The sequence below is a fragment of the Klebsiella sp. BIGb0407 genome (assembly GCF_024807845.1).
GTDB lineage: Bacteria > Pseudomonadota > Gammaproteobacteria > Enterobacterales > Enterobacteriaceae > JGM124.
The window spans coordinates 153,528-166,367 of sequence record NZ_JANUEQ010000005.1 but is presented as its reverse complement, the minus strand read 5'-3'; the positions used below and the strand labels follow the sequence as shown (position 1 = coordinate 166,367).

The following is a 12,840-nucleotide window of genomic DNA, read 5'->3' as shown; positions in this document are numbered from 1 at the left end:
AATAGCAAAACCTCAGTGTTCGCTTACCACTCTGCTCCATAAAAAGCATAATTTTTACTTCACATAATATGATTGAATAACGGAGTATTTATGAAACTGAAACCTCTTATGGCAGCAGTAATTACCCTTTCGTCTATGATGGCTTTTACCGCTCAGGCTGCTACCACAGCAAGCGCTGCTGCAACGACCGCCGCTGAGAAAAAGGTCAATGATTACGAAGCCGTAATGATTGATAAAGTATGGGTAACAACGAAAGCGCTGGACCAGGATAAAAAAGACGTCTCACCTAAAAATGAGCAGGTCGCTAACTACTTTGGCCTCGCCGAGTATTATCCGAACGGAACCTTCAAAATGACAACGCTTGAAGGCGCACCGAAAATGCAAGGTGACTGGTCTTTTGATTCTGAAGGCAAAACCCGTTCACTGACTGCAAAAAATGATAAGGGTGATGTACTCTTTACCCGTGTCGTTGAAAATATCACCGTAACTCCTGATGAGTATACTTACCGTATTTATCCATCTCAGGATGATAAATCAAAGTACTTTGATATCGTTCACGAAGTAAAAAAATAATCCAATAGCCTCCCCATCAGTACCCCACCAGCAGGTGGGGAGGCTTATCTACTATCCTTCGTTATTCTCCCCGATATATCAGAAATCCATTTTCATCGTAAGCTGTACTTCACGCGGATCGCCAATTTGATTGGACAGATTATTACTGGCAATCGATGAGGTGTAATAAGTTTTATCAAAAAGATTTTTGACATTAACCTGTAATGTGACCGGATATTGCAGCTTCATTTTGTAAGCAGCAAATGCATCGGCAACAAAATATCCTGGTAAATAATAGGATGCATTATTATTACCAGAACGGCGACTGACACCATGACCACCGCCACCCAGCGTCAAGGTATTCCCCATAAAGGCATTCTGAATATCATAAGTCAGGAATACAGAGCCGGTATGACGCGGAACATTTGGCAGAGGTTTTCCTTTGTAGTCAGGGTCCTCAGTGACTTTCGCAGCTGTATAACCATAGCTGGCAATGATATTAGTATTCGTGGTTAATGCACCTGCGACATCGAATTCCACCCCCTGGGAGCGGACCCGACCTGCAGTTTTTGCCACCGTTTCACCACCAATAGTTTCGTTATAAAGCACATTACGCTTATCAATATCAAACAGTGATAAGTTGGCCGTAATACCGTCGAACAAATCAAATTTCGCGCCAACTTCATAAGCAGTAGAAGTCTCTGGCGGTAGAGCACCGATATAATTAGCTATCGAGTATTGCGGCATAAAGGAGCGTGAAACGTTACCGAACAACGAAACATTTGGCGTCAGTTTGTAGACTAAACCAAATTTTGGTACCCACTGCCTATCGGTACTGTCAGTATTAGTCCTGAATGGACGGCCTTTTCCCGCATATTCGGTATAGTACTGATAGCGCATCCCGGCAACGGCAATCCACTGATCGGTCAGATAGAGCGCATCTTGCACATAAGCAGAGTAACTCTCTTGTTTAATCGTCTGGTCACTGTCGGAGTCAGAAACACTGGTACATTCCCCCAGAGTGCCATAGACCGGATTATAGATATTGAACCCTTTCACGTTCTTACAGCGGATCATATCGGTACGAAGTAAGTCATAGTTCTCATATGAAATACCCGTCAGGATCTCATTATAAAACCCACCAATCAGTACATTACCTTGTAAATCAGCACGCGTGGCATGCATACGCTGGGTTGAGCCTTGTGTCGCATCCACACGACGGGTTAAATCACCGGTTTTAGCATCATAGGCCATGACTCTGGCCTGATTATCGTTATATTTATCCTGGCTATAGCTATAGTCAAACTTTGCCGTCCAGGCGGTGTTAATACGATATTCGCTATTCAGCTGGACTAAATCAGACTCACCCTCGGTGATATTAAATTTCTCATCAAAGCGTGTTTTCCTGTCGACATTAACCGGCTGACCGGTTTCGGTATCGAAAATAGTGCCGCGATCGAACGGCGATTTATAATCACGATGCATATAGAGCACATTAACGGTGCTATTTTCCCCAAACCATGTCACAGACGGGGAAATAAAGGTGCTCCGTTTTATTCCAAAGCTGCGCCAGTAATCCTCATCCTGATATTCGCCAATAATCCGATAAGCCAACGGGGTGTCGGCTATAGGACCCGTGACATCAAACTTACCGCTTCCGCCACCAAAGCTGGTTGACGTCGCAGACAGAGAACCACCGAACTCTCGTTCAGGACGTTTAGTCACAACGTTAATCAAACCGCCGGGGTCAAGAATGCCGTACAAAGTAGAGGCCGGGCCTTTGAGTACTTCAACCCGGGAGGTTGCCGCGTTGAAACTGCGTGGCAGTACCGTTTTTAAACCGTTGGTCATCACTGAACCATCGCGGTTTGAACCAAAACCACGACGAACAAATGCATCCTGAGTTGCACCCAGGGTATTGGTTTGCACCACATTACTGACGTTATATAAAGCTTCATCAAGTGTGGTCGAATGCTGGTCTTCCAGGACTTTATCACTGACCGTATTAACCACTTGCGGAATATCGAGCAGTGGCATAGTCGTCAGCGTCGCGGTAGATGATTTAAGCGGCTGATAGCCAGAGGTCACTGCCTGATCGGCACTCGCTCCATTAGCAACAACCGTAATTGTATCCGCTTCTTTCGCTGATTTTTGTTCTTTTTCCGCTGCATTAACAGCGGGTATGACGGTGACACCTAAAAACAGAGCGGAGAATAATGCCCGCCCTTTCATCCCAGAAAAATAAGGAGTTAACTTTGCCATCTGATATTTATTCCGCAAAAAATACCCTGCCCAGAAATGAGAAGAAAGCAGGTTTATCCTGCTGACTACCCTGCCAGCCTGGCATACCGTTATGCGTATTTTAGCACCATAAACGCTGCCAGACATGTAATTGAGAATCATTCAATCACTGGCGTTTGTAGTAGTAAATGAAATATTTATAAATAAACTACAGTAATTCCACTAAAATAAACCTTATTTTTTTTGCGGGAAAATGGTCATTAAATACATATAATTCATATAGTTAAACATATAAATCAAATTATATAGCACGAAGGGTTTTTAGCTAAAAAACGATGTAACTACAGCATACAAGTGCTTGACTACTACATCGCTACTCAGCAAGATCATAAAGAGAATGAGTTTTATTTTTATTCAAACATTTATGTACGCTGACTTGATTAAATAGCTACAGCGTAGGAGTGAACATGCCACAGCCTGTGGAAAATATCGCTAACAGTACTGCCATTGAACTGAGACAGCTCTCTGCGGGTTATCGTCATCATATCGTGGCTGAAAATGTGAGCCTGAACATTCCGCACGGAAAAATGACCGTACTGGTCGGCGCTAATGGCTGTGGCAAATCAACATTATTAAGTACGATGGCCCGGATGCTAAAGCCACTCGGAGGTAGCGTCTTGCTTGATGGAAAAGCTATCCACCAGCAACCGACGAAAGCGGTCTCCCGGCAACTGGGTATTCTGCCGCAATCACCGCTGGTTCCCGAAGGGCTGACCGTTTTTGAACTGGTATCACGCGGACGCTTCCCCTGGCAGAATTTTCTCCAGCAATGGAGCGATGAAGATGAACGTGCAGTCGAGCAAGCCTTACAGTTAACCGGCACTACAGAGTTTGCTCATCTGCCCGTTGATAGCCTGTCTGGCGGGCAGCGTCAGCGCTGCTGGATAGCCATGGCACTGGCTCAGCAGACCCCTACTATTCTACTGGATGAGCCCACGACATTCCTCGACCTGCGATATCAGGTGGAAATTCTCGAACTTCTCCACTCACTGACTCGTCATCATGGTCGTACCGTAATTGTAGTACTGCACGACCTCAACTTTGCTATTAACTATGGCGATATGCTGGTCTTTCTCAAGCAAGGTCAGGTACAAGGGATTATTCATGATGGCGAAAACTGTACCCCGGAACTGATTAAAACAGTATTCGATGTTGACGTTCAGATGTCGATTAATCCACTGACTGGAAAATCCTTTGTTCTGCCATTTCCTGCCACCATAGGGCAAAACTGATGTCAGCCATGGCAATGATTTCAGGCTCTCGTCGTCGGTTTACTCTGGCACTCCCCATTTCGTTACTATTAGTGGGCGTTCTGGCGGTATTGCATCTGGGTATTGGTGCCCGGACTATTGGTCCACAGACCGTCATCCAGGCACTGTTCCACTTTGATGTGAAAAACTTTGATCATCGTATTATTGTCTCCCTGCGATTATTGCGACTAACCGCAGCCTTGCTGGTCGGAGCGGCTCTGGGCGTCGCCGGGGTTTTATTACAGGCACTGATTCGTAACCCATTGGGTGAACCGCATATTCTTGGACTGAATGCCGGGGCGGCATTTGCAGTCGTAACCTGTACCGCTCTCGGATTCACCTCAATCAGCCAGCCATTAATTGCCGCTGGCGGCGGAGGAGTACTGTTCACTCTGGTTATCGCCCTGTCTTCTGCCGGACGCGGAGGTTTAACTCCCCTTAAAGTGATGCTCTGCGGCGTAGCTCTCTCAGCAATGGTTTCTTCGCTCACCGCTGCCATTCTTATTCTTGATGAGCAGACCTTACTGGCAATGCGAACCTGGCTGGTGGGTGATTTGGCCGGGATCCGCTGGGAGATGCTGCATCATGCGCTGATCCCGCTGATCGTTGGACTGGTACTCGCTATATCGATTGCTCCGTCGATGAATATTCTGGCTCTCGGTGACAATATGGCCCGAGGGCTCGGGGTTAATCTCCTGCGGGTCCGCTTAATTGCTATGGTGTCGATTGCGTTGCTCTGTGGTGTCGCCGTTTCTATCGTCGGGCCATTAGGATTTATTGGTCTGTTGATACCCAATATTATACGCCGCCTGGTGACGGATGATATTCGTCTGATGCTCCCTCTCGCCGCTTTGCTGGGGGCTGCTGTCTTATTACTGGCCGATATTATTGCGCGCTTATTGCTCGCCCCACAGGAGCTGGCAACCGGTATTATGACCGCCCTGATTGGTGCTCCGGTATTTGTGTTTATTGCCTCAAGGTTCTTAAAATGAGCCGTTCTATGTCTCGTTCCGGGCTACGTTCCCTGCGGGTAGGGAACATCTCACGTATCATCCGTCCTAAAACCATTATCTACAGTCTCGGGCTGGTATTTATTATCCTCGCCCTACTGGTCTTTGGAATATTACAAGGCTCACTCGAAATTCCAACGTCGGATATTGGCCGGGCACTTTTTTATCCTCAGACGCTGAGCGCAGAACAGCACTATGTGGTGTGGGATGTTCGTCTGCCACGCCTGCTAATGGCGTTGCTGTGCGGGGGAATGCTGGGTCTGGCCGGGGCGGCAATGCAGTCGATTACGCGTAATGGCCTGGCAGATCCCGGCCTGATTGGCGTCAAAGAGGGCTGTAGCGTTGTGGTACTGACGCTTATTCTGCTTTTCCCCAGTATCGGTCTGGTGTGGCGACCGCTGGCAGGGGTGGTAGGTGGAACCCTGGTGGCGCTGTTAGTTGTTGTGCTGGCACGAGATTTCTCCCGGCCGCGTTTTGTCCTGATTGGTATTGGCGTTTCATGGTTCTTTGCCGCCGGTATCGGTATTTTTATGACCACGGCGGATGTCCGTAATGTCCAGACTGCCCTGGTCTGGATGTCAGGGAGTTTACATGCCGCTACCTGGCCGCTACTACTGGTCGCGCTTATCTGGCTATTACCTGCCGCGATACTGTTATTTATGACCGCCAGAGCCTCAGATATCGCCTTGTTGGGAAACCATACCGCAACCGGATTAGGGGTGCATCTGCCAAAGCTCGCCCTGTTGCGATTTATGGCACCGGTATTTCTTACCGCAGCCAGCGTTTCTTGTGTCGGTAGTCTCGGGTTTGTCGGCCTGATGGCTCCGCATATGGCGCGTTTCTGGCTGCGAGGGGGGCAAATGGCTTTATTGTGGGGTAGTGCCTTATTAGGTGCCTTACTGGTATTAGTGACCGATACTCTGGGTCGTCTGGCCTTTGCCCCGTTACAAATTCCAGCCGGTATCGTCATTGCGCTGGTTGGCGGGCCCTTTTTTCTTCTGCTGCTCTGGCGTCGCCGGGACCGGTTATAATTTATAGAGGTCGTATGCGTTTACTGTTTTCATTGTTATTACTGGTGGGGTTTTCAGCTCAGGCGGCAGGTACTACACAGTCGTTTACTGACGATCTTGAACGCGTAGTAGAAGTGCCGCTACATCCACAACGTATTGTGTCATTACACGATCTCGATATCACTATTCCGTTAATTGAACTCGGTGTGCCCCCTGTGGCTAGCCACGGCAGAACACGTCCTGACGGTAGCCATTTTATCCGCTCCGGTGCACTACTGACCGGCATTGACTTTGATAATTCAAACATCAAATTTATCGGTACTGCTGATATTGATATTGAAGCAATTGTAGCTGCAAAACCCGATTTAATTATTACTCAGCCAGGACGCGGTACGCCAATAGAGCAATTAGAAAAAATAGCCCCAACGGTCAGCATTGATCATCTCGATGGTGGCGCACCGCAAATCTACCGCAAGTTAGCTCAACTCACCGGAACCGAAGCGCGCTATGCCATTCTCGAACGCCGCTATCAGGAAGAGATAGCTCAAATAAAGCGGATGATAGACACCCGGAATATTACTGTGTCAGTGATTCAGGCGAACCAGGGAAAGATTAATGCACTCCATACCTATCACTCCCTGGGTCGAGTATTGCGTGACGCAGGTTTTAAATTCCCACCGCTGATTGACAGTATTCCCGAAGGGAAGCGTATTGACGTCAGCGCCGAGCGGCTGCCAGAGATGGACGCTGATTTTGTCTTCACCACCTGGCGCGGTGATACCGGCGGCAAACCACAGGATGAAATGGCGGCAATGGATGCGGTATTACCTGGCTGGTGTGAATTTCTCACCGCCTGTCAGAAGGGGCACTATATTTTACTCTCACGCGAAGAGGCGATTTCTAACTCTTATGCCTCACTTAGTTTGATGTCAGCTCAAGTACAAACACATATCGCCGGACGGCTACTGCCGGAAGTGAAATAGCCATGCTGACTGCTAAAAAAGTAAAAAATCGCATAGACGTCTACGGGGATCGCTTTCGTGCCCGATCCTCTACCCTTTCGCCACGGATGCAAACCGTTGCTCGTTATATTAACGAAAATAGAGAAGTGGTACTGGAGTTTACAGCGATAGAAATTGCCGCTGCCACACAGACCTCGGACGCAACGGTAGTTCGGGCCATTCAGGCATTAGGTTTTGCCGGCTTACGGGATTTAAAACAAACCATGGAACAGTGGTTTGGCCCGGGCATCAACTCAGAAGATAAGATGACCACCACGGTTAATTCATTGACCTGTGATGTGAATTCGAGCATTGATTTTGTCTTACAAGGCCATCAGCACACCTGTGAAGTTCTCTCGACCCCGGCTAATCGCTATGCCATTGCCCAGGCAGTCGCTACCCTGGTCGAAGCCCGTCAGGTAGGTATTTTTGGTATTGGTGCATCCGGGGTTCTGGCTGACTATTCAGCACGGTTATTCAGCCGAATTGGCTTACCTTCTGTTGCCTTTAACCGTACCGGAATGAGTCTGGCCGAACAGCTGATTGCGATGCAACGCGGGGATGTTCTTATCATGATGGCGCAGAAATCAGCCCATCGCGAAGGGCTGACAACGATACGCGAAGCTAAACGGTTAGGCATTCCGGTAATTTTAATGACCAATGCGCTTGGCTCCCGTTTCAGTAAAGAAGCCGATATCGTCATTAATGTTCCGCGCGGTGGCGAGAATGGCAAAATGCCCCTGCACAGCGCGGTATTAGTCTGCCTGGAGATGATGGTGCTATCCGTTGCTTCTACCGCCCCACAACGCTCGATTAAATCCGTGAAACGGATCAATGACCTCTATCGGGGAATTGGCCGCACGGCCAAGAAATAAGCCGGATGATAGATCTGTGGAGTTTGTCCTGAATAGCCCCCGCAGTCATATGAATACTGTGGAGCCTTGTCTTCGACAGTGAACCATAAAATATTTTATCGGCTTACTTTCACTCTTTCCGCAGTTCAACCGCTTTCTTAATATAAGGTTCGAGCAATTTTGCCACTGCGGCAAAAACGGGTACGACCACCGAATTACCAAACTGCCGATAGGCTTGTGTATCAGAGACTGGAATACGGAATTGATTCTCACCCGGTTGTTCAAAGCCCATTAAGCGAGCGCATTCACGGGGAGTTAAGCGTCTTGGACGCCGAGCGAGGTTATCCGGATGGTGAAAATCACTTTCTCCCAGTTCTTTATCCCAGCCCCTGTCGATTAATATTTCTGAGCCATCTTTGTGATAACGGGCAGACAGTGTCCTGGCCACCACCTGTGGATTATCAGGCGATACCAGGCCGAAACCAAAGCCATTTCCTTTAGCCTTGTGTTTTTTGGCGTAATAATAGAGATATTCCCACAGTTTCACCGTCAGGATGTATTTCTCATTTACCTGACTATCCAGCAGCTGTTTCAGTGTCGGACGATGTTTCGGGTAGTAACGATGAATGTCCTGCAAGGTGAAGTTCTCTGCCAGCTTCAGGTCCCGGCGGAAGCCAACCAGCACGATACGTTCCCGATGCTGGGGTAAGAAAGGTTTACCGTCGATAACTTTTGGATCAGCGGCTCCATCAAGCTGCGTATCGGCAACCTCATAGCCAAGTTCATCCAGCGTTTGCTGAATAATTTTAAAGGTTTTGCCTTTATCGTGGCTTTTTAGGTTCTTCACATTTTCAAGTACAAAAATGGCGGGCTTTTTAACAGCAATAATACGTGCAACATCGAAAAACAGTGTCCCCTGGGTATCACATTCAAAACCATGGGCCCTGCCCAGCGAATTTTTTTTGCTGACACCCGCCAGGCTAAAGGGCTGGCAGGGGAAGCCAGCCAGCAATACATCATGCTGTGGGATATGCTGGTCAATATGGGCGTAAGCTTCGTCTTCCGCGATTTCAGGTTTATCACTGAGCGTGACGTCCCGAATATCGGCGTTAAAAGTATGCTCTGCAGGCGAGCTGTACCAGTTGGCTTTATAGGTTCTTACTGCCTGCGGATTCCACTCACTGGTAAATACGCATTGCCCGCCTATCGCTTCAAACCCTCCCCGAATTCCTCCGATGCCGGCAAACAAATCAATAAAACGGAATTGATAATTACCATGGCATTTTGGTGGCTTTGGCAAAAGGTTTTGCAGCATCTTCACTTCAACATCAACCAGCGGTTTCGGCGCCGCCTTACCGTTAACCCATCGATTAACTGACTCTCTGGCCCAGTCATTGCCGCTAACAGAGCGCAGGCATTCAGCAACGGTCTTTTGGTCATAGATTTCGAGTACTTGCTTAAGCAATGCAAGCTCTTCTTGCATGCGTACCTGAGTCGTAGATTTTGATTCAGCTTTTAACTGATTGACGATGGGTTGTAATTCTTTCATGTCGCTTTATCGCTGGGTTGAATGAGTGACAATCTATCACAGAACTCTTCTCGATATAACAACACTAAAACGGATAAACCAGGCTGGAGAAATCCATTAGAACCCAATATAAAACGCAAGGTAATACAGAGATAACATTAGACCGGTTAGCGTAGTTCAAATCTATTGGCGTTTATTGAAAAACCATTATTTCGATACGCCTTTACCAGAAACGTCCTGGAGCGGTATTCTGTCAATAAATTTAACAACAACAATGTGAATTCTTAATGATTTTTTAAAATATGATTTTACGATGAATCATGTAAGCCATTGATTACAATTGGATTTTTTTAACAAAAAGAAAGGTAATGTAAAGTTAAGGTTATCGTTAGTTGTTTTCCGTAGATTTTCAGTGAGATTATTCTTATATTGAGAGAATAATGCCTTTAACCTGAAAAGAACTTGGGATAGAAAACCACTATGCCTAGACCTTCGGCGCTTTACGTTCCACACCTTCTGGATGCTAAAGATATCGAGCCAGAAGAACGATTTAGCCGAATATCACATAACCTTAGCTGCTATGGTATCGATGTAGTGAACAATCGGCGGCCAGAGGATATTATTGCCCGGCATAAAACAATATCCGGAGTAATGGGTGATTATTGCAGCGCTTTTGGTTCAAAAAATGACACTGTTTTCGATCCTCATAAAGCAAAGGACTCGATGATCTATATTTCCTTGATAGTGCAAGGAAATCAAAGGATTGATGCCAGGGAAAATAACAGTAGTACTCAGATTGATCCGGGTATGTTAATACTGCATGAACGTAATAATTACTACCATTATCAGTCTACGGATGTTAAACAACTCTATATAATTCCACATCTTGACCAGGTGAAAACAATTTTTACCGGTAAGCTAAACCAGCCTACTATTTCTCTTGATAATCATCACCTGGCGACTTTTTTAAAGTCTCATATGTTACTTCTGGATCATCAGTCAGCCAGTTTAAGTTCCAAAGAAACAGCGCTCATCGTTGATAGTCTGCACCATATGGCGCTATTAATGATGTCTGATGTGGCTAAAGAACAGGGTCTGATTTCAGAAGGTAAACAGAATCATATCTTCAATGGTGCAAAATCGTATATTAAGCAGAATTTTGGCCAGCATGAATTATCACCTGACTTGATCTCTAAAATACTCCGTTGTTCAAGAGCTAGCCTGGACAGGGCTTTTAATGAACAGGGTACATCTGTGATGCTGGTTATTAAGAGTATACGTTTAAATGCAGCGCGGGAATTATTGGAAAATAACAGGACGTTAAGAATAGAGCAAATCTCATGGCTATGTGGTTTTGTTAATCATTCTTTATTCAGTAAACTATTCAGAGAAAAATATAACGTCTCTCCAAAAACCTGGCGTGATAACTTTAAAGGGTCCTTGTAATCATCACCAGATTCAGGAATGAACATTCATGTTCATCAGATTCTATCTATTATTGCAGGTCTGCTAAATAAATATCTTAAAGTCCATAACAACTAAAAATTGAAAAATAAATAACTAATTAATGATGTGATTTAAACGTTTTTGACTGTCGTTCCATTATATAAGCGACCAGGCTATATAATGATATACCTAACGAAATAACAGCAATGCTGATTAATATAACAGTGCTCATGCTCATGATGCTGTCTCTCTTTGCATAGCGATTGGAGTATCATAATAGTAATTATTTCGATACAAAGAGAAGGATACGGAGCCTCAAGACTGTTCTTTGCCCCTCAGAATGAACATTTTTACTTAAACTAAACTATATTGCCTTCCATCCACCTGATTTACCTGCTTTCAAGGCCTCAGTATTCATAAGGTTATTGAACAAAGAACCATTACTATGAGACCCACAAGAATGCATCAGCCCTTATCTGACACACGTATCAGCGGAACTGGAACAAAGTATCGAGTCCTTATCATCTCCGTCATTAAACACCAGACAGAGCTCATCAGGTTGGCAGGAAGTCTGCAGGCAGACAGTAAGAATTTAACGCTAATCCAGCCGAGATAGAGAGTCAGCCTGGCTTCAACGGGCTAACTCTCTATGTAACCTATTATTTACGGCTCAGAACAAACGGAACAGAATCACGGAGTGAAGGGTTAACCGCACCACTGTGATCAAGGCCGGGATAAAGATGGATATCCGTCTGAGTCCCAGCCGCTTTTACATCTGCAGCAAATTGTTTTTGCATCGCTGTAGGCACATTAATATCCGCTTCACCAATACCAATAAATACTGGATGGTCTATCTTAAGCGTTGGATATTGCAATGACCCTTTAGCGGAGATCAGGAGGTTCTGAATACCCGGTTTCAGGCTATTTTCTGCCGTTAACTTCTGCTTCATAACTTCTTCTGTCAGCGGGGTAATACATAGCTCATCCGCACGCGCTAATAATGGCAGAGCTTTATCCTGAAAATAATCTTCTGCTTTTAATTGTGGGTTTTTAGCCGCTTCAGATAAGAAGATATAGAAAATATAAGGAATTTTAGGATCACCGGTTACTGCCTTATCATCATGCTTAGCCGGTGATAAAATTTTAGCGGCAGAGCTATTCTCATTAAAGTACGGTGTGCCGGTGAGCACAGTACCGTTAATATTTAACTCTGGCGCATATTCTGCCTGATACCCCGCACTGGCAAAAGCGGCATGGGCACCTTGCGATTGGCCGACCAGAATGATTTGATTTTTTAACGGAAATATTTTCTGTGCTGCTTTAATACTGTCCAGCGAACTCCAGGCCTGGGCACGCGCATTCAGATAGTGATGCAGCCCTTCTGAACCCAAACCAGCATAGTCCGGGGCGACAATCGCATAGCCCAGGGACAACCAGGTATTTAAATACTGGCTATCACGCGGGGTACGTGGATTTAAAGAAGGGGCACAATCGTGAGCAACACCTACCGTACCATGCGCCCATGCAACAACAGGCCAGCCACCAGGGGGAGTGGGTCCTTTAGGTAAAAAAACTGCAGCAGTATCGATACGTGATCCGCTTCCTTTGACTCCATCAGTCGAAGGATATTCAATACGATACTGTGCCGATGCTTCCATCAGTCCAAAGGATTCCGGTAATACTGATTTTGTGATAATTGTCGGGCTCACTGTACTGTTAACTTCCGCCATCGCGGTGTGGGAAGAAAAAATAACGATCGCCGGAATGGCCCAACGTAATTGTTTTTTAAAGTAATCCATACAAAATTCATCCCTGTGAGTGAACGTTTAATGTCTCGTTTATCATATTATATGATCTGCAAAGAGATTCTGTAGTTGAGCGTAATCCA

Annotated in this window: 10 protein-coding genes; 7 read left to right on the top strand and 3 right to left on the bottom strand. The window is 46.0% G+C overall.

Going from position 1 to position 12,840, the window contains the following annotated elements; all coding sequences use genetic code 11:
- The first annotated feature begins 90 nt into the window (after nucleotides 1-90).
- Nucleotides 91-573, top strand: a complete 483-nt coding sequence (locus M2387_RS16025; RefSeq protein ID WP_259050847.1) for a DUF4822 domain-containing protein — start codon at nucleotides 91-93, stop codon at nucleotides 571-573.
- Between the two features lie 78 nt (nucleotides 574-651).
- Here M2387_RS16025 and M2387_RS16020 read toward each other — a convergent pair whose 3' ends face one another.
- Nucleotides 652-2,736: a TonB-dependent siderophore receptor gene (locus tag M2387_RS16020; protein ID WP_409040078.1), complete on the bottom strand. Its 2,085-nt coding sequence runs from the start codon at nucleotides 2,734-2,736 to the stop codon at nucleotides 652-654.
- A gap of 524 nt (nucleotides 2,737-3,260) precedes the next feature.
- On the opposite strand from M2387_RS16020, the gene M2387_RS16015 reads away from it, so the two are divergent.
- The 5 genes from M2387_RS16015 to M2387_RS15995 are packed head-to-tail and all read left to right on the top strand — an operon-like array spanning nucleotide 3,261 to nucleotide 7,999.
- Nucleotides 3,261-4,085, top strand: a complete 825-nt coding sequence (locus M2387_RS16015) for an ABC transporter ATP-binding protein (RefSeq protein WP_259050844.1) — start codon at nucleotides 3,261-3,263, stop codon at nucleotides 4,083-4,085.
- Nucleotides 4,085-5,095: a FecCD family ABC transporter permease gene (locus tag M2387_RS16010; protein WP_259050842.1), complete on the top strand. Its 1,011-nt coding sequence runs from the start codon at nucleotides 4,085-4,087 to the stop codon at nucleotides 5,093-5,095. The genes M2387_RS16015 and M2387_RS16010 overlap by 1 nt, the downstream gene beginning before the upstream one ends.
- Nucleotides 5,092-6,144, top strand: a complete 1,053-nt coding sequence (locus tag M2387_RS16005) for a FecCD family ABC transporter permease (protein WP_259050841.1) — start codon at nucleotides 5,092-5,094, stop codon at nucleotides 6,142-6,144. Before M2387_RS16010 ends, M2387_RS16005 begins: the two co-directional genes overlap by 4 nt.
- Before the next feature lie 14 nt (nucleotides 6,145-6,158).
- A complete protein-coding gene (locus M2387_RS16000; RefSeq protein ID WP_259050840.1) occupies nucleotides 6,159-7,106 on the top strand; it encodes an ABC transporter substrate-binding protein in 948 nt (315 codons plus the stop codon).
- A gap of 2 nt (nucleotides 7,107-7,108) precedes the next feature.
- The gene (locus M2387_RS15995; protein ID WP_259050839.1) at nucleotides 7,109-7,999 is read left to right on the top strand and encodes a MurR/RpiR family transcriptional regulator; all 891 of its coding nucleotides are present in this window, start codon (nucleotides 7,109-7,111) and stop codon (nucleotides 7,997-7,999) included.
- 109 nt (nucleotides 8,000-8,108) lie between these two features.
- On the opposite strand, the gene M2387_RS15990 is transcribed toward M2387_RS15995, so the two are convergent.
- On the bottom strand, nucleotides 8,109-9,527 hold the full coding sequence (locus M2387_RS15990; RefSeq protein ID WP_310572784.1) for a DNA cytosine methyltransferase: 1,419 nt from the start codon (nucleotides 9,525-9,527) through the stop codon (nucleotides 8,109-8,111).
- 459 nt (nucleotides 9,528-9,986) lie between these two features.
- Between M2387_RS15990 and M2387_RS15985 the strand changes: the two genes are divergently transcribed.
- Nucleotides 9,987-10,952, top strand: a complete 966-nt coding sequence (locus tag M2387_RS15985; protein WP_259050838.1) for a helix-turn-helix domain-containing protein — start codon at nucleotides 9,987-9,989, stop codon at nucleotides 10,950-10,952.
- Between the two features lie 659 nt (nucleotides 10,953-11,611).
- Here the strand turns inward: M2387_RS15985 and M2387_RS15980 are convergent.
- Nucleotides 11,612-12,682 carry an alpha/beta hydrolase gene (locus tag M2387_RS15980; RefSeq protein ID WP_409040077.1) on the bottom strand — a complete coding sequence of 357 codons (1,071 nt, stop codon included), beginning with the start codon at nucleotides 12,680-12,682 and terminating at the stop codon, nucleotides 11,612-11,614.
- Nucleotides 12,683-12,840 lie beyond the last annotated feature (158 nt).

Excerpts from the sequence above, each read along its gene's own strand:
- M2387_RS15985 (WP_259050838.1), top strand. The coding sequence starts at position 9,987 with ATGCCTAGACCTTCGGCGCTTTACGTTCCACACCTTCTGGATGCTAAA.
- M2387_RS16015 (WP_259050844.1), top strand. The coding sequence starts at position 3,261 with ATGCCACAGCCTGTGGAAAATATCGCTAACAGTACTGCCATTGAACTG.
- M2387_RS16025 (WP_259050847.1), top strand. The coding sequence starts at position 91 with ATGAAACTGAAACCTCTTATGGCAGCAGTAATTACCCTTTCGTCTATG.
- M2387_RS15990 (WP_310572784.1), bottom strand. The coding sequence starts at position 9,527 with ATGAAAGAATTACAACCCATCGTCAATCAGTTAAAAGCTGAATCAAAA.
- M2387_RS15980 (WP_409040077.1), bottom strand. The coding sequence starts at position 12,682 with ATGGCGGAAGTTAACAGTACAGTGAGCCCGACAATTATCACAAAATCA.
- M2387_RS16005 (WP_259050841.1), top strand. The coding sequence starts at position 5,092 with ATGAGCCGTTCTATGTCTCGTTCCGGGCTACGTTCCCTGCGGGTAGGG.
- M2387_RS16000 (WP_259050840.1), top strand. The coding sequence starts at position 6,159 with ATGCGTTTACTGTTTTCATTGTTATTACTGGTGGGGTTTTCAGCTCAG.
- M2387_RS16010 (WP_259050842.1), top strand. The coding sequence starts at position 4,085 with ATGTCAGCCATGGCAATGATTTCAGGCTCTCGTCGTCGGTTTACTCTG.
- M2387_RS15995 (WP_259050839.1), top strand. The coding sequence starts at position 7,109 with ATGCTGACTGCTAAAAAAGTAAAAAATCGCATAGACGTCTACGGGGAT.